Consider the following 17,080-nt stretch of genomic DNA (forward strand, 5'->3'; position numbering starts at 1 on the left):
GCGCCGCCGGCCGGGGCGGCGCACAGCCGCCCCGGCCGGAACCGGTGCGCGTACGGCAGTGGCCCGGTCCCCGTCCGTCTACCGGGGGCCGGGCCACTGCCCGCCGCTGAGGCGGAGTGCGCCTCAGTCTTCGCGTCTCACTCGCTCTTGATGGCGGCGAGCATGTTCAGCTTCGCCGCACGTCGCGCCGGCCACAGCGCCGCCAGCATGCCCACGGCGGCCGCCAGCGCCAGGAAGAGGCCGATCCTCTCCCACGGCACCACCAGCGAGTACTGCGGAAGCGAGGACGCGATCAGCTCGCCGGCCGACCAGCCGAAGAAGACGCCCAGACCGATTCCCAGCACCCCGCCGAAGAGGGAGATCACCAGCGACTCCAGCCGCACCATCCGCTTGACGCCCCGGCGTTCGAGTCCGATGGCCCGCAGCATGCCGATCTCCTGCGAGCGTTCGAAGACGGACATGGCCAGGGTGTTCACGACTCCTAGGACCGCCACGATCACGGCCATCGCCAGCAGCCCGTAGAGCATGTTGAGCATCAGCGTGAAGATCTCGGCGATGGACTCGGAGAGATCCTCCCTGTCCTGGACGAGGATCGCCGGGTTGTTGCCGAGAGCCTTCTCCAGCGAGGACTTGGCCGACTCGCTCGCGCCGTCCGCCGTCTTGACCATCACCTGCATGCTCGTGATGCGTTCCATGTGCGGATCGAGAGTGCCGGTGTCCAGCAGCATGCCCTGCAGCATCTCGTTGCCCTTGTAGACGCCAGAGACGGTCAGCGTCCCCTTCTTGCCGTCCTCGTAGACCACCGGGAAGGCCGAGCCGACCTTCCACTTCCTGCTGTCGGCCGTCTTCTTGTCGACGACGACCTTGTCGCCGGTGAGGCCGTCGAAGCTGCCGGAGGTGAAGTCGAGATCGGTGAGCTCACCGATGGTCTCGCCGTTCACGCCGGTCATGTACTCGACTTCCTTGCCCACGCGGGCAGGGGAGTTGCGCATCGGGCTCGACGCCGTGATCTGGCCGTCCCGCTCCAGCTTCTTCTCCACCTGCGGTGCGAGCGGCGTGAAGTTGGCCATGCTGATGGTGTAGTCGGCCTTGAACGACTGGGTCGCCATCTTGTCGATGGCTTCCTGCACGCTGCCCGCGATCACGGTCATGCCCGTGATGAGGGTCAGGCCGATCATCAGCGCCGAGGCGGTCGCGGCCGTACGGCGCGGGTTGCGCACCGAGTTCTGGCGGGCCAGCTTCCCCGAGACCCCGAAGACGCGCATCAGGGGAGCGGCCGCAGCGATGACGGGACGCGAGAGCAGAGGCGTCAGCACGAACATGCCGATCAGCAGCACGGCGGCGCCGAGCCCCATGGGCAGGTCGCCCTCGCCGGCGCTGTCGAGCGTCGCCGCGTACAGCACGAGTGCCGTGCCCGCGGCTGCGAAGAGCGCCCCGATCGAGTTGCGCACGACGAGGGAACGCACGGTGGCGGTGGCGTGGACGCTGCTCATGGCCGCCACCGGCGGGATCTTCGCGGCACGCCGGGCCGGCAGCCACGCCGCGAGCACGGTGACCACGATGCCGGTGACGAGCGACGTGACGACGGCCGAACTGTCCACGACGAGCGGCCCGTCGGGGACCGTTGCGCCGATCTCGCCCATCAGCGAACGCAGCGCCGCCCCGATCCCGACGCCTGCCGCGAGACCCGCGACGGCCGCGACGGTCCCCACCACGAGCGCCTCGATGAGGACGGAGCGGGTCACCTGCCGCCGGCTCGCACCGACCGCCCGCAGCAGAGCCAGCTCCTTGGTGCGCTGGGTGACGAGCATCGTGAAGGTGTTGGCGATGATGAAGATGCCGACGAACAGCGAGATCCCGGCGAAGACCAGCATGCCGGTCTGCATGCCGCTCATGCTCTTCTCGATCGCCTTCGACTGCTCGGAGGCGAGCTTCTTCCCGGTGACGGCCTCGGCGCCGTCGGGAAGGATCTTCTGCGCCTGCGACTTCAGCTCCGCCTGCGACGTGCCGGCGGCGGCTTCGAGCGTCACCTGGTCGTACTGGCCGGGTGCGGAGAAGAGACGCTGGGCGGTGGAGGTGTCGAAGAGGACGAGTGTGCCGCCCGCCGCCACGTTGCCGTCGTCGGTGGTGAAGACGCCCACGACGCGGTCCTTGCGGACGGGGCCGTCGATGGACAGGCGCGCGGTGTCGCCCACCTTGTAGCCGGTGCGCTCAGCGGTCTTCTGGTCGAGGGCGATCTCACCGCCGCGCTGCGGCGCCCGGCCCTCGCTCATGGGGTAGCGGGCGTCCTTGCCCTTCTCGCCGGGGCCGGCGTAGTAGTTGGCGCCCGTGGACTGCCAGCCCTCGCCGACGAGCTTGCCGTCCTTGCCGGCCAGCGCGGCGAACCCGGAGACGGAGCCGGTCACGGTGGAGGCGCCGGGCAGGTCGCGCGCCTTGTCCAGCGTCGCCTGGGAGAGGCGGGTCTGCTTGCCGGGCGCTCCCCTGCCCGACTCCTTGCCGCCGGAGGGCTCGAGGGCGAGGTCGACGTTGCTGAAGCCCTTCTCGGAACTCTTCTGGTAGGCGTCGGAGATGGTCGAGGTGAAGACCAGAGTGCCGGAGACGAAGGCCACGCCGAGCAGCACGGCGAGCACGGTCATCAGCAGCCGGGCCTTGTGCGCGAAGACGTTGCGCAAGGCGGTACGGAGCATCGGTGAGTCCTGGAAGTGAGAGGTGCCCGTCCGGGTCGTGGACGCGGACAGGTGTCGGTGGGTGTGTGCGGGCAGGCCGTCTCGAGGGCGCGCCCCGTCGCGTGGCGTGCCCTGCCAAGTGGACTGTCCTGGTGGCGGGTTCGCGGGACGGGATGCCTCGGCGCGGACGGCCCGCCGTCTGCGGACCGCCCGAGAGCCGTCCCGTCAGATCCGGCCGGTCAGCTCGTCCGTACCCTCGAGTCGAGGCTCTTCATCCGCTCGAGGACGGACTCGGCCGTCGGCCCGAACATGTCGTCGACGATGCGGCCGTCGGCGAGGAAGATGACACGGTCCGCGTAGGAGGCGGCGACGGGGTCGTGGGTGACCATGACGATCGTCTGGCCAAGTTCGCGTACCGAGTTGCGCAGGAAGCCCAGGACTTCCGCGCCGGAACGGGAGTCGAGGTTGCCGGTCGGCTCGTCACCGAAGATGATCTCCGGCCTGCTCGCGAGGGCGCGGGCCACCGCGACGCGCTGCTGCTGGCCGCCGGAGAGCTCGCTCGGACGGTGCTTGAGGCGCCCGGAGAGACCGACGGTCTCGATGACGCGGTCCAGCCACGCCTTGTCGGGCTTCTGGCCGGCGATGTCCAGGGGGAGGGTGATGTTCTCCAGGGCGTTGAGCGTCGGCAGCAGGTTGTACGCCTGGAAGATGAAGCCGATCCGGTCGCGGCGCAGCTGCGTGAGCTTCTTGTCCTTGAGCTTGGTCAGGTCAGTGCCGCCGATGAGGGCGCTGCCGCCGGAGACGGTGTCCAGCCCGGCCATGCAGTGCATCAGCGTCGATTTGCCGGAGCCCGACGGCCCCATGATGGCGGTGAATTCGGCCTTCCGGAATTCGACCGAAACATGGTCCAGGGCGACCACCTTGGTCTCCCCCTGTCCGTAGACCTTGGTGAGATCTGTGGCGCGCGCGGCGGCGACGCCGGCGGGCGCGGGTGCGGTCGCGTCGACGCCTGTGTAGGTGGTGGTCACGGGACTGTGCTCCTGTCGGAAGGTATGGCGGATCGGGACACCTTCATCCTTCCGTGCGGCCCCTGCCTGCGGATCAGCCCCCGTGCCCCTTTCCGGCCCAGCCTTGCGGGGTACTGCCCGCCCGGGCCGTCATCCCTGGGTATGACGCTCTCCCTGACGGCCGCTTCGGGTGCGGCGGCTCAAGTGGCGGAAGGTGAATTCCAGTGTCCGGACGGCGACTTTCCGTCATTTCCCGAGCATGCGAAGGGCTCCCCGGGAGGCCCCGAAATGGGGGGCGCGGTACTGACGGCTCGTCAGTTGCCCATAAAATAAGACAACATCGGGCCAGCGCCCCGTAGTTGAGGGCGTGACGCTGGATAGGCTCTCCCTGCACCCTGGGGTAGGACCGGCGCGCTCTGCGTAGCGGACGGCCGGACCTGGAGCCGGTGCCCGGATGGTGGAATGTAGACACGACGAGCTTAAACCTCGTTGGCCCTCAAGGGCCGTGCCGGTTCAAGTCCGGCTCCGGGCACCACCAATCACCTCTCCGACCTGCGCGGACTGTCCCTGTTGGGGCGGGAACACCGTGTGAACGCGCGGTTGTTCTGTGCCACACGCTTCGCCGGCAGCGGGAGAGCCGGCGCGACGGCGGTCTCCGCAGCGGCCCGGGGGCAGTCCGGGACGGTCGACGACGAGACATCGGCCAGGGTGTTCAACAGGGCCGTCGACGCGGCGGGCCCGGCCGGCCGCCACCTCCCTCACCGCGGCCGAGGCCATCACCTCTCTCACCGCGGCCAAGGGCCAAGTCGGCCCCGTCCGTTGGCGCTGTCCTGCGCACCCCTCACGTACCACCACCGTGTTCGCCGCCCTCCGGCTCGGTCACCGCCTGGACGGCGCGTCCCGGTCCGTCCGGCCGGGGCGTCCTCCAGGCCGAGCGAGCGCGTCTCATCGCGCTGATGAGGGACCGGCCACACGGACGCTGCCGGGGTCGTCGTGGCCCTCCTGGTGGTCCCGGAGGCCGTCGAACCGCGGCACATAGCACTCGCTGTCGGCCGGCTCGCTCCATGGGCGGCACTGCCAGGGGCAGCGCGGCAGGTACCTGCTCCGAATCCCCGTGCCGCAAGCGGAGGCCCGAGTTCGAATGCGGGCATTCCCTTGATTTGCAGGGCCGCACCGGAGCCTTCATCACAACGTGTCGGTTTTGAATGGCCGTTGATACCTGATCGAATGAAAGAGGTTGTGAACTGCTGTTGAGGGGCTGGAAGTTCCATATTCTCCTGGTGCACCGCGCCGTTTTTCTCAAAGGCGCCGTGCAGTCCATCACCTCATTCAGCACAGAAACGAGGCATGACTTCGTGAAGAGCTCAGCCAACCGGCTTCTTCTCGTCCTGGGCCTGCTCACGGCCCTGCTCGGCGGGTTGACGGCAGGCTCCGCAACTGCCGCCGAAGGCCCCCGGCACCGCATCGTCAACTACCAGACCAGCGGCAACCTGACGCCGTACTATTACGGCACGAGTGACCGCGACGGAATTCAGATCTGGACCGGGAGGGCGCGGTACACCGGCGAGGGCAACCAGTGGACTTTCGAGTCCGTCGGCAACGGTTCCCGCATCATTCGCAATGCGAAGACCGACAAGTGCCTCAGGCCGGTCAGGTTCGGCAGTGAGACCCGCGTGGAGCAGTGGACGTGCAGCTACACCCCCGAATTCCAGTGGCGGCTGAGGGGTGTGGGGCTCGAGACCTACAAGATCACTTCGGTCTCCACGGGTGGCGTGCTGACGCCCTTCGCCAACAGGGAACTCACCAGGGTCGTCCTGGAGGAGGACCAGAACACCGCCAAGCAGCGCTGGAGCGTCACTCCCCTCTTCTGAGGCCGATCGAGGGAAGGGTTCGGCGTAGTGACGTAGTGCCTGGGCCCGTGGTGGCCCGTCAGGCAGCGCTGGAACGTCGCTGAACCAACCCCAGCATGAGGGTCCGTCAGCAAACTGACGGACCCTCTCCGACTGTTCGGGGATCGGGGCGAAGCAGCCGGGCTCGCCGACCGGGTCGCAAGCCCGGGGAGACCGGACAGTGAGCGGCCGTCCCTCAGGGGAGGGCCTGTTCCGTCCAGATCGTCTTGCCGGACGCCGTGTAGCGGGTGCCCCAGCGCTGGACGATCTGCGCGACGATGAACAGCCCGCGCCCACCCTCGTCGTCGGTGGCGCTGTGCCGCAGGTTCGGCGAGGTGTGCCCCTTGTCGGACACCTCGCAGTGCAGGCTGCGGTCCCGGATGAGCCGGAGGTAGACCGGACCGGAGGCGTGCCGGACGGCGTTGGTGACGAGTTCGCTGACGACGAGTTCGGTCGTGAACGCCAGTTCGTCCAGGCCCCATTCGGCCAGCTGATCCAGCGCGAGCGTGCGGGCGCGCGAGACCGCGCTGGGTTCCGCCTCCAGCTCCCAGCCGATGACCTGGTCCGCGCCCAGTTCGTGCGTACGGGCCAGCAGCAGGGCCGCGTCGTCGGTGGCGGGCCCGTTGGGCTGGAGCTCGGCGAGAGCCCGGTCGCACAGCTCCTCCAGGGTGCTCGCCCGGTCGGAGAGGACGTCCTTGAGCTTCGCGACGCCCGTGTCCATGTCGCGGTCGCGGTCCTGCACCAGCCCCCCGGTGAACAGGGCGAGGAGACTGCCCTCCGGCAGGGAGATCTCCATCGACTCGAACGGCAGGCCGCCCACGCCGAGCGGCGGGCCCGGCGGGATCTCCAGCAGGTCGAACGTCCCGTCGGGATCGACGACGGCGGCGGGCGGGTGGCCCGCGCGGGCCGCGGTGCACACGCGGGACACCGGGTCGTACACGGCGTACAGGCAGGCGACACCGAGCCCCTCGTCGGCCCCCGGCCCGGCGCCTGCTTCCTGCTCCTCCACCCCCTGCAGGACGAGGTCGTCCATGCGGGAGAGGAGCTCGTCGGGGGAGAGGTCCAGCCGTGCGAGCGCACGGACAGTGGTGCGCAGCCGGCCCATGGTGGCGGCGGCGTTCATGCCGTGCCCCACGACGTCGCCGACGACGAGGCCCACACGCGTACCGGAGAGAGCGATGACGTCGAACCAGTCACCGCCGACGCCGAGGCCGATGTCGGCCGGAAGGTAGCGGTGGGCGACCTCGACGGCGGACTGTTCGGGAAGGCCCCGGGGCAGCAGGTTCCGCTGCAGCGTGAGCGCCGAGGCCCGCTCGCGCGTGTAGCGGCGGGCGTTGTCGATCGACAGTGCGGTACGCGTCGCCAGCTCGTTGGAGAGCGACATCTCGTCGTGGTCGAACGGGGCCGAACTCTCGTCGCGCTGGAAGGTGACGAGCCCCATGGTCGTGCCCCTCGCGCGCAGCGGTACGGCCAGTGTGGAGTGCATGCCGTTCCTCTCCGGGTGTGCCGACTCGCTCCGCCGGTCGATGATCACGGCCTTACGGGAGGAGAGCGCGGCCTGCTGCGGGGAACCGGGCTCGTAGGCGACGCGGAAGGGGCCCCCGGTCGGGGCGTCCTCACCGTCGGCGTCCGAGTACGGGCTGCCGACGCGTTCCACGACGCGCACGAGGGAGGGCGACTCTCCCTGCGGCCGGGGCTCCTCGCCCTCCAGGACGCCCTCGACCAGGTCGACGGTGACGCTGTCGGCGAACGCCGGGATGACGACTTCGGCGATCTCGCGGGCCGTTGTGATCATGTCGAGCGTCGTGCCGATGCGGACGCCCGCCCGCACGGTGAGCGCGAGCCGCTGCTGCGCGCGGTAGCGCTCCGTGATGTCGAGTGCGTCCTCGCAGACGCCGAGCACGTGGCCGTCGGGATCGCGCAGCTGGTAGTACGCGCAGGACCAGACGTGTTCGTGCTCGGGGTCGGCCGGCGGGCGCGCCTGGTAGAGGAGGCCGAAGACGGGCTCGCCGGTCTCGATCACCCCGCGCATGACGTCCTCGAGGGCGCGGGGATACCCCTCGGTGAGCACCTCGCCGCCGTTGTACAGCTCGTCGACGCGCTTCCCGGCGTACTCGCTGAACTTCCGGTCGATCTCGCTCTCGTACTTGGCGTTGGCCCAGGTCAGCCTGAGCTCCGTGTCGTAGATGCCGAGGCCGATGGGGGACTGCGTCGCCAGGCCGCGGAGCATGGCCTGGTGCGCCTCCCAGGAGCGCAGCGGCTCCAGCGGCACGGCGGCCATGATCTGCGGTGAGCCGTCCTGGCCGGAGAAGGAGCAGATCGTCGTGGCCACCTCGATCTGGTGGCCGTCGCGGTGGCGGGCGATGCGGGCCTCGTTGCGGCAGGTGGGGCCGACGGACCGGTCGAGCAGTTCGATCAGCGCGTGTTCGTGGGTCGAGCGGCCCACCATCAGCGTGTCCACCCGGCGGCCCAGGATCTCGTGCGGCTCGTAACCGAAGAGCTCTTCGGCGGCTTCGCTCCACCCGATGACCATGTTGTCGCTGTCGAGCAGCGCCGTGGCGGCACTCGTGACGTCGAGTGGCCCACGGAAGTCGATGCTCTCGGCCTCGCTCCACGCGTTCATGGCACCAATCCAGCCCGCATTCGTTTCTTACAGGGTCGATCCAGACGGGACCGGACACAACCGCAGCGGACGCGGGCGGCGTCCTGGAGGGGAGCGGAGGGCCGCGGGGCCGGGAAACCGGGGCGGACGCGGCTCACCCCTCCCTTGGCCCACCCGTCCCGCGGAGCGCGGCGTCAGGGCCTGTGCCGACCGGTCACTGAGGCCCCTGTGGGCCCTGCGGTCCCTTCGGGTCGCGCCGCCGGCGCCTTACGGAGGACCGCCGCGCGGGTTTCGGCGGAGCCGTCCGCCGGGAGCGGGGGGTGGAGCAATCGGGGCACCAGTAGCCGATGCCGCGGGTGAAGGTCCAGCCTTGCCGCTCGATGTAGGGCGCCGCTCGCGTGCTGCTGTGCAGGACGTGGGCGAAGAGGTCCTCCTCGATCGGGGGCGGCGGATCGTCGATCACGAGGTCGAACACCGCGCGCGCGGGACAACCGATGTCGTCGCAGGCCAGGTAGAACCGGACGGGCCCCGGTGCCTCTCCCTCGGTCATCAGGCTCATGCCGTCCACGCTAGGCAGTGCGGGGCGGGGCGTGTGCCGGGACGCGGAATGGGGCCGACGCACGTCCTGCGAGCACCGCCTTTCCGGCCACCCGCCCGGCAGTTGACGGATCGTCGCGGCCGTGGCCCCGGCCCGGACGGACGGCGCGCCCCGGCCGGTGAACCTGTCCCGCGTGCACCCGTTGTGGAGCAGCGGGGACGGCGGCACGGAGGTCAATCGCCTGTGTCGCGGCCTCGTGAACGCCTCCCGGCGTCACAGGTGGGAGATGCTGAGGCGAAACCGGACGAACTGCCGGGGCAGCTGCGCGGGCCCCGCCCGAGCGCCGTGGAGTGGCATGCCGATCCTGGTCTACGTGTACGGCCTGGCGGCGTCCTGCTTTCTGGGAGTGGGGTTCGTGCTGCAGCAGGACGCAGCCGCCCGCGCCCCGCTCGGCGACATCCTCTCGTTCCGGCTGCTGCTGGACCTGATGAAGGTCCCGCGGTGGCTGCTGGGCATCGCTTTCATGGTCGTAGGGCAGCTGCTCAGCGCGCTCGCGCTCTCTCTGGGCGACGTCTCCCGGGTCGCTCCGCTGCTGGCGACGAACCTGGTGTTCGCCATGGTGCTGGCCAGGCGTATCAGCGGTCAGAGGCTCGGCCGCACCGGCTGGGCGGGTGTGGTGATGCTCAGCGGCGGCGTGGCCGTGTTCGTGGCGGCCGGCTCGCCGCAGGGCAACGACGACGCGCAGATCGGACCCCTGCGCCGCTGGCTGGTCATCGGGGCAGTGCTCGCGGTCGCCCTGCTGATGGTGATGATCGCCCGCCACCTGCGGCTGGCGGAGGAGCCGCCCTGGCTGGCGGCCGGCGCGGGAGTGCTCTACGGGCTGCAGGACGCGCTGACGCGGGACGCGAGCACGGTCCTGGAGGAGTCGGGCATCGGCGGGCTGATCACCACGTGGCAGCCCTACACGATCGTCACCTCGGCGGTCGTGGGGCTCGTCCTGGTGCAGAGCGCCTTCGAGGCGGGGCCGCTGCGCCAGTCGCTGCCGGCGCTGACGGCGGCCAACCCGCTCTCCGGGATCGCGTGCAGCATCGGCTTCCTCGGCGACACCGTGCGGGTCACGCCGCTGGCGCTGACCGGGGAGATCGTCGGCCTGGGGGCGGCCGTCTCGGCGATCTTCCTGCTCGGGCGCCACCCGGCGATGCCCTCGGGCTCCAGCGGCGGGGGAGGGTCCGAGGACGAGCCGGCCGCGGACGACAGCGGGCAGCCGCAGCAGCGCAACTGACGAGCCCCGAGGGCTGCCCCCGACCGTCAGCGGGGCAGCCGCCGCAGCACGCCGGGACGCTTCGGCCGGTCTCCAGCGCGTCCGTTCTCCCGGTGTTTCTCGCGGCGTTCCGTCCACACGTCGGCGAGTGCGGCGGCCAGCGCGACGAGGACGAAGCCGACGGACAGGACCAGCCCGTGCTGGTACGCGTCCGGCCAGGAGCCGGGGCGGCCGCCGCCCGCGTCGAGCCTGCTGAAGAAGATGGACCCCACTCCCGCGATGCCGACGGCCGCCCCGATGCGCTGCCCGGTCTGCAGCACGCCGCCCGCACTGCCGCCGCGCGCCACCGGGACCTGCGAGAGCGTCAGCGTCTGGTTCGGGGAGATGACGAGCCCCGACCCGACGCCGGCGACCAGCAGAGGCACCGTCAGGTACCAGCCCGTCTCGCGGCCCGGCACCGCGTGTGCGGTGACGACGGCACCGGCGAGGCCGACGGCCGTGAGCGCGAGACCCCAGGCGACCAGCGGTCTGCCGAAGCGCAGGACGTGCCTGCCGCCCAGCCCCGCCGACGCTCCCGAGCCGAGGGCGAAGGGCGTGATGGCGGCGCCCGCCTCCAGCGCCGTGTAGTCCAGGCCGCTCTGCAGGTAGAGCGTGGTGACGAAGAAGATCGAGGTGAATCCGGCGAAGTGGAAGAGGATGAGCAGGCAGCCCAGCCAGTAGGAGCGGATGCGGAAGAGCGTCAGGTCGACGAGCGGCACCGTGGTCCTGCGTGAACAGTGCGACTCCCATGCGACGAAGACCGCCGTCAGGGCTGCCGCGACGACGAGCAGCAGCCACTTCGCGTCGCCGCGCCACTGCTGCGACTGCACGAAGGGGAGCAGCACCGCCACCACCGCCGCGCCGAGCAGGGCGACGCCGAGCGGATCGAGGCTCTGGGTGCGCCGGGTGCCGGCGGAGGGCGTGTCCGGCAGCAGGCGCCGCGCCAGGACGAGGCAGACGATCCCGAGCGGCAGGTTCACGTAGAAGACCCACCGCCAGCCCTCGCTCGCTCCCGCCCAGTGGATCAGCAGCCCGCCGAGCAGCGGTCCGACCGCGGTGGAGACGCCGACGACGGTGCCGAACATCCCGAAGGCCCTGCCGCGTTCCTGGCCCCTGAACATCTGCTGGATCAGCGCCGAGATCTGCGGGGAGATCAGCCCGCCGCCCAGGCCCTGCACGAGACGGGCCACGATCAGCCACATGCTCGTACGGGCGGCGCCGCAGCCCACGGACGCCAGGGTGAATAGGGCCAGCCCGGCCATGAAGACCCTGCGGCGTCCCCGCGCGTCTCCCAGCCGTCCCGCGGGGACGAGGCACAGCCCGAAAGACAGCGCGTAACCGGAGAGCACCCACTGCAGTTCGGACTCGCTCGTGTGCAGCCCCTCCTTGATGGACGGCAGGGCCACGTTCACGATCGAGACGTCGAGCAGCGCCATGAAGCCCGCGACCAGGCAGACGGCCAGCGCTTTCCAGCGGCGCGTGTTCTCCCGCCGGGATACGTCAGACACGTCCGGGTCCTGCCTCAGTCACCGAGTCCTCGCTTCTCCGTGCGCCGCGCGTGCCGTGGCCGCGCGTGCGGGTACCCAGCGCGGCGCCGGCCGGTCGCCGCCGGTCGGGGGGTGCGGGGGAAGCGGAGAGGGGTCGGGCGAAAGCCGGACAACTGCGGACTGCTTCCGCCTAAACTCTGGCCAGACCCTGCCGGGGAGCGACTCCGGATCCAGCCGGGGACGGGGCAGGGTCATGAGGGGACGACGTGAATCCGGAGATCGACACCAGCAAGCCCCATTCGGCGCGGGTCTACGACTACTGGCTCGGGGGCAAGAACAACTACGAGGTCGACGCCGAAGCGGGCAGGCGGTTCGAGGAGATGTGGCCCGGTGTGCGCGCGCTCATCGCGGCCAACAGGGCGTTCATGCACAGGGCGACACGCTTCCTGGCCGGGGAGGCGGGCATCAGGCAGTTCCTCGACATCGGCACCGGCATCCCCACGGAGCCGAACCTCCACCAGATCGCGCAGCAGTCCGCCCCGGACTCCAGGGTCGTCTACGCCGACAACGACCCGATCGTGCTGCAGTACGCGCAGGCCCTGCTGCGGTCGAGACCGGAAGGCCGCACCGCCTACCTCCACGCCGACGTGACCGATCCGCAGGCGATCCTCACCTCCCCCGAAGTGCGCGAGACCCTCGACCTGGAGCAGCCGGTCGCCCTGTCGCTCGTCGCGCTGCTGCACTTCATCGCCGACGACGGCACCGCGACGGACATCGTGCGGCGGCTGCTGGAGCCGCTGGCGCCCGGCAGCTACCTGGTGATCTCCCACGGCACGGAGGACGCGGAGGAGGCGGAGGTGTCCGAGCGGGCCGCCGAGTACTACCGGTCCAAGGTCTCCGACGGGCAGGCCCGCCCGTACGGCACGATCCTCTCGCTCTTCGACGGCCTCGAGATGGTGGAGCCCGGCCTCGTCCCCGTCACCCGATGGCGTCCTGAGACGGAGGACCCCGGGCTTCCCGACAGCAAGGCCCTGATCCTGGCGGGGGTCGCGCGGAAGCCCTGACGCGCGGGGCGCGCGGCAGGGGCGTGCTGCCGGACGCCGGGTGACCGCCGGGTTCCGGTGCGCCCCCGGGGGGAGGGCGAGCTGACGCACCGCCCCGGTGAAGGCGGCGGCAGACAGTTGCTACGTACATCTTGTCCGCACGCGCGCACGGGTGCTCTCCTGTGTGCGCACATCGGAAGTCCACGGCCGGGACGCGCACGTACAGCCGTCGGCAGGCGGGCCGCTCCCGCCCGTACCCGCCCGGCCGCCGTGATCAGCCCGGAGAGCGCATGAAGGCTGCCGCCCCGCCGCCCGGACGGCCTGTTCCCGGACGGCCCGGTCCCGAGAGTCCCGGCCCCCAACGTCCCGGAGCGGGCCGGGAGTTCTTCGGACATCCCCGCGGCCTCGCCACGCTGTTCTTCACCGAGGCGTGGGAGCGCTTCTCGTACTACGGGATGAAAGCGATCCTGCTGTTCTACATGTACGACAGGGCGCGGGACGGCGGCCTCGGCATCGACAGCGCGACCGCCGGCTCCCTCATCGCCGTGTACGGGGCGTCCATCTACCTCGCCGCCATCGCGGGCGGCTGGGTGAGCGACCGGCTGCTGGGCGCGCGCCGCGCCACCCTCTGGGGCGGCGTGCTGATCATGTGCGGGCACGTCTGTCTGGCGCTGCCCGCCGGCAAGGGCGCTCTGTACGGCTCGATGGCCTTCATCGTGGCCGGCACGGGGCTGCTCAAACCGAACGTCTCCGCGTCGGTCGGCCGACTCTACGGCGAGCGGGACGTACGCCGCGACTCCGGATTCAGCATCTACTACATGGGCATCAGCGTCGGCGCCGTCGTCGCACCGCTGATCGTCGGCACGCTCGGGCAGAGGTACGACTACCATCTCGGCTTCGGCGTCGCCGCGTTGGGCATGGCCGTCGGGCTCCTGGTCTACGTGCGGGGGCAGCGTCACCTCAGCCCCGAGGACCTGCGGCCAGGCAACCCCCTGCGCCTCCGCGACGTCCCCACGCGCCTGACGGCCGGCATCGCCGTCGGGGCAGTGCTGCTCGCCGTGGCGGTCGCGGCGGGGGCGGTCGCCGGTCTGTTCACGGCGCAGCGCGTCGTCGACCTCATCAGCCTGCTGGCCGTGGCCCTGCCCGTCGCGTACTTCACAGTGATGCTGCGCAGCCCGCGCACCACAGCAGTCGAACGTTCACGGGTACGGGCCTACATACCGCTGTTCAGCGGGTCGGTCTTCTTCTGGCTGATCCAGGAGCAGGGCGCGAGCGTGCTCGCCCAGTACGCCGACCAGAGCACCGACCTGGACGCCCTCGGCTTCGCGATCCCCTCCTCCTGGTTCCAGTCGACCGGATCGTTCGTGCTGATCGTCCTCACGCCGTTCTTCGCGTCCCTGTGGATGCAGCTGGGGAACAGGGCGCCGTCGACGCCCGTGAAGTTCGGCGTCGGCCTGGTGCTGGCCGGGCTGTCGTACCTCGTCCTGGTGCTGCCCGCAGCACGACCGGGCATGAGCAGTCCGCTGTGGCTGTTCGGCAGCTTCGCGATCATCACGGTCGGCGAGATCTTCCTCTCCCCGATCGGGCTCTCCGTGACGACGAAGCTCGCCCCCGCCGCGTTCACCACGCAGATGATGGGGCTGTGGCTGGCGTCGAACGCCGCGGCACAGGGGATCTCGGCGCAGGTGGTGCGTCTCTACAACCGTGCGGACGCGGCCGGGTACTTCGCGGTGGTCGGCGGGTGCGGCCTCGTCGCGGGCCTGGTGCTGCTCGCCGGGTCGCGCTTCATCAGGCGGCGGATGGGCGGCGCGGACGTACGGGACGGCGCTGAGGCACGGGAGGGTGCGGACGTACGGGAGGACGCTGAGCTCGGAGACGGCGTGCGCGCCGGCGATGCCGACGAGGCCGGGGGCGACCGGCCCGCCGGACCGACCGCCCCCGACGGCGGTGCGCGGAAGGGGAGTTGAGCGCCAGCCCCCAGGTCGAGCATCCCGCCCATCGGAAAGCGGAACGGCGGGCCGCGCCTCCCGGCACGGCCCGCCGCACGCTGCTGTGACACTGGCGGGACGGCGGCTACTGCTTCAGCATCTTCCGCATCTGAGCGATCTCGCCCTTCTGCGACCGCTCGATGTCGCGGGCCATGCTTTTCGCCTTGCCGTACGAGCCCTTGTCCACCTCGGTGCGGGCCATCTCCACGGCGCCCTCGTGGTGTTCGATCATCAGCTTCAGGAACTTCCGGTCGAACTCCTTTCCGGATGCCTTCTTCAGCTGCTCCATGTCCTCCGCGGTCATCATTCCGGGCATGGCGTGACCCGAGTGCTCACCGTGCTCCGAGTGCCCCGAAGAGCTCTTCGGCGGGACCTTCTCGTCCCAGGACTCCAGCCAGCCCGAGAGGGTCTCGATCTCGGGCTCCTGCGCCCCGCGGATGGCCGCGGCCAGCGACTTCACCTCCGGGGACGACGCCCGTGAGGGTGTGAGCTCCGACATCTCCAGCGCCTGCCGGTGATGGGGGATCATCCCCTGCGCGAAGGCGACGTCGGCGGCGTTGCCCGAGCCGGAGCCCTTCTCGCTCCCCGCGTGGTCCCCGTGCTGGGACCCGCCGCCGGTCTTCTCGTGGCCGCCCGCGCCGCAGGCGGCGAGCAGCAGAGCGGCTGCCACGGCGGATGCGGCCGTGCGGGCCGCGCGTGTGACGGAACGGTGGTCTGACTTCATGGGTGAAACTCCTGCGTGCAGTGGTGAATTCGGACGTGCCGGAGACGGCGGCGGCCCCGCCGTAGCGGGCCCGGTGCCGTGAAGCGCGCCTATATACGCAGGAGTTGGAGCTGGTGGAGCGAGGGAGGGGCACGCTCCGGCACGGCGGCGGCCGTTCCGGCGAGCCCCGCGCCGCCACCCGGCACGGCAGGCGTTTCGGACGCCGTGCCCGCCACGGGTACGGGCAGGTCGGGGGCGCCGCTCGTTCCCTGGGCGGCGCAGGCGGCGTCGGCGTGGGCGATGTGACCGCCGTGGCCGGCCCCGTCGCCCTCCGCTTCGTGCGCGGTCCCGGCTCCGCGCGTGGCGGAGCCGTCCGCACCATGGGCGGTGCCACTGTGCACGTCCGCGTCGTGCGCGCCCTGCTCCGGCTCGCCCGAACCGGGGCCCGGCGCATGGGCCGCTGCGAGGTGGTGCGGGCACCCGCTGTGCCCGCCGCCCGGAACGCTGCCGCTCTGGACACCGCTGTGCCCGCCGCCGCCCTGGACACCGCCGTGCTCACCCGAGTGCACACCGGCGGCTGCGTGCCCGGAGCCCGCTGCCGCAGCCGGCCCGGGTGGGGCCGCCGTACCGAGGCCGTGCATGGCGAGCAGACCGCTGAGGACGACGGCGACCAGCACGGCCGTCGCGCAGCCGCGGCGCACCGGTGCGCACACGCGTGCGCGCGCCCACGACGGCACTGATCGCTTGCTGGTCACCGGCTCAGCGTAGAGCGCCGCGCACGCGGCCCGCCCGTACTCGGCGAAGATCCGCGGTCAGGGGGCCCCTGGACGGCCCGAGTTCCGGCGCGGCCCGGGCCCGTCAGGCGCCCCCGGTGCCGAACTGGCGGCGGTACGCGCTGGGGGAGAGTCCTGTGCGCCGCCGCAGCTGCGCGCGCAGGTTCGCCGCCGTGCCCAGCCCGCTCTCGCGGGCCACGACGTCGAGCGAGGGCTCGCCGCGCTCGATCATCCGGCAGGCCAGCGCCACGCGTTCACCGGTGAGCCACGCGAGCGGCGTCGTCCCCAGCTCCGCGCGGAAGCGCCTGTGCAGAGTCGCCGGGCTGACCGCGGCCCGGGCCGCCAGCGCGTCCACCGTCAGCGGGGCGCCGAGCCGTGGGCGTACCCAGTCGAGCACCGGCGCGAGTGAGGCGTCCCGTACCACCGGCACCGGCTGCTCGACGAACTGCCGCTGCCCGCCGTCGCGGTGGGCGGCGAACACCAGGCGGCGGCTGACCGTGTTGGCCACCTCGGCCCCGTGGTCGCGGCTGATCAGATGGAGCCCCAGGTCGAGGGCGGCGGCGCTGCCCGCTGCGGTGAGCACGTCGCCGTCGTCCACGAACAGCACGTCCGGCTTGAGACGGACCGACGGATAGCGGGCGGCGAAGAGCTCCGCCCACCGCCAGTGCGTCGTGGCCCGACGGCCCTCCAGCACTCCTGCCTCGGCCAGCGTGAACGCACCGGTGCAGAAGCCGACGAGCCGCGCGCCCCGGGCAGCCGCACGCCCGACGGCCTCCAGGACGGGCCCGCACGGCCGCACTTCGGGGTCCGGCCGGTTGGGGACGAGCACGGTGTGGGCCTCGTCGGCCGCGGAGAGGTCCGCCACGTCCGAGAGCGTGAACATCCCGAGGTGCATCCGGGTACGGGGCGCCGCGGCACACAGCGTGAATTCGTACCAGGGCGCTTCCACTTCGGGACGGCGCAGCCCGAACAGCTCGGGCGCCACGCCCAGTTCGAAGGGGTTGGAGCCCTCGTCGACGATCGCGGCGACGCGGTGCGGCGCACGTGCAGCGCCGGATCCCCCTTCCGTCCGGCGGCTCCGGCC

Annotated in this window: 12 protein-coding genes and 1 tRNA gene; 5 read left to right on the forward strand and 8 right to left on the reverse strand. The window is 71.3% G+C overall.

Going from position 1 to position 17,080, the window contains the following annotated elements; all coding sequences use genetic code 11:
* Positions 1 to 137: 137 nt before the first annotated feature.
* Both IEY56_RS15460 and IEY56_RS15465 read right to left on the reverse strand, forming a co-directional pair.
* A complete protein-coding gene (locus IEY56_RS15460; protein ID WP_189037754.1) occupies positions 138 to 2,687 on the reverse strand; it encodes an ABC transporter permease in 2,550 nt (849 codons plus the stop codon).
* A gap of 218 nt (positions 2,688 to 2,905) precedes the next feature.
* Positions 2,906 to 3,694: an ABC transporter ATP-binding protein gene (locus IEY56_RS15465; RefSeq protein WP_189037755.1), complete on the reverse strand. Its 789-nt coding sequence runs from the start codon at positions 3,692 to 3,694 to the stop codon at positions 2,906 to 2,908.
* Positions 3,695 to 4,121: 427 nt separating this feature from the next.
* Between IEY56_RS15465 and IEY56_RS15470 the strand changes: the two genes are divergently transcribed.
* Positions 4,122 to 4,208: transfer RNA gene (locus IEY56_RS15470), tRNA-Leu, on the forward strand.
* 820 nt (positions 4,209 to 5,028) lie between these two features.
* Entirely contained in the window at positions 5,029 to 5,544 is a 516-nt protein-coding gene (locus tag IEY56_RS15475) for an RICIN domain-containing protein (protein ID WP_189037756.1), read from the forward strand.
* A 214-nt stretch (positions 5,545 to 5,758) separates the two neighbouring features.
* Here the strand turns inward: IEY56_RS15475 and IEY56_RS15480 are convergent, their stop codons facing one another.
* Positions 5,759 to 8,185: a SpoIIE family protein phosphatase gene (locus IEY56_RS15480; RefSeq protein WP_189037757.1), complete on the reverse strand. Its 2,427-nt coding sequence runs from the start codon at positions 8,183 to 8,185 to the stop codon at positions 5,759 to 5,761.
* Positions 8,186 to 8,378: 193 nt separating this feature from the next.
* Complete coding sequence (locus IEY56_RS15485) at positions 8,379 to 8,723, reverse strand: hypothetical protein (RefSeq protein WP_189037758.1); 345 nt, start codon at positions 8,721 to 8,723, stop codon at positions 8,379 to 8,381.
* 334 nt (positions 8,724 to 9,057) lie between these two features.
* Here IEY56_RS15485 and IEY56_RS15490 point away from each other — a divergent pair, with 334 nt between their 5' ends.
* Complete coding sequence (locus IEY56_RS15490) at positions 9,058 to 9,984, forward strand: DMT family transporter (protein WP_189037759.1); 927 nt, start codon at positions 9,058 to 9,060, stop codon at positions 9,982 to 9,984.
* Between the two features lie 26 nt (positions 9,985 to 10,010).
* Here the strand turns inward: IEY56_RS15490 and IEY56_RS15495 are convergent, their stop codons facing one another.
* Positions 10,011 to 11,510: an MFS transporter gene (locus tag IEY56_RS15495; protein WP_229711920.1), complete on the reverse strand. Its 1,500-nt coding sequence runs from the start codon at positions 11,508 to 11,510 to the stop codon at positions 10,011 to 10,013.
* Between the two features lie 245 nt (positions 11,511 to 11,755).
* Between IEY56_RS15495 and IEY56_RS15500 the strand changes: the two genes are divergently transcribed.
* The gene (locus IEY56_RS15500) at positions 11,756 to 12,553 is read left to right on the forward strand and encodes an SAM-dependent methyltransferase (protein WP_189037760.1); all 798 of its coding nucleotides are present in this window, start codon (positions 11,756 to 11,758) and stop codon (positions 12,551 to 12,553) included.
* Between the two features lie 269 nt (positions 12,554 to 12,822).
* Positions 12,823 to 14,499, forward strand: coding sequence for a peptide MFS transporter (locus IEY56_RS15505; protein WP_189037761.1), 1,677 nt, complete (start codon positions 12,823 to 12,825; stop codon positions 14,497 to 14,499).
* 106 nt (positions 14,500 to 14,605) lie between these two features.
* Here IEY56_RS15505 and IEY56_RS15510 read toward each other — a convergent pair whose 3' ends face one another.
* The 3 genes from IEY56_RS15510 to IEY56_RS15520 form a co-directional block, all read right to left on the reverse strand.
* Positions 14,606 to 15,244, reverse strand: coding sequence for a DUF305 domain-containing protein (locus IEY56_RS15510; RefSeq protein ID WP_189037762.1), 639 nt, complete (start codon positions 15,242 to 15,244; stop codon positions 14,606 to 14,608).
* A gap of 89 nt (positions 15,245 to 15,333) precedes the next feature.
* Entirely contained in the window at positions 15,334 to 15,978 is a 645-nt protein-coding gene (locus IEY56_RS15515; protein ID WP_189037763.1) for a DUF6153 family protein, read from the reverse strand.
* A gap of 103 nt (positions 15,979 to 16,081) precedes the next feature.
* The gene (locus IEY56_RS15520) at positions 16,082 to 17,017 is read right to left on the reverse strand and encodes a helix-turn-helix domain-containing protein (protein WP_229711930.1); all 936 of its coding nucleotides are present in this window, start codon (positions 17,015 to 17,017) and stop codon (positions 16,082 to 16,084) included.
* Between the last annotated feature and the right edge of the window lie 63 nt (positions 17,018 to 17,080).

This window comes from Streptomyces daqingensis (assembly GCF_014645895.1).
GTDB classification, from domain to species: domain Bacteria; phylum Actinomycetota; class Actinomycetes; order Streptomycetales; family Streptomycetaceae; genus Streptomyces; species Streptomyces daqingensis.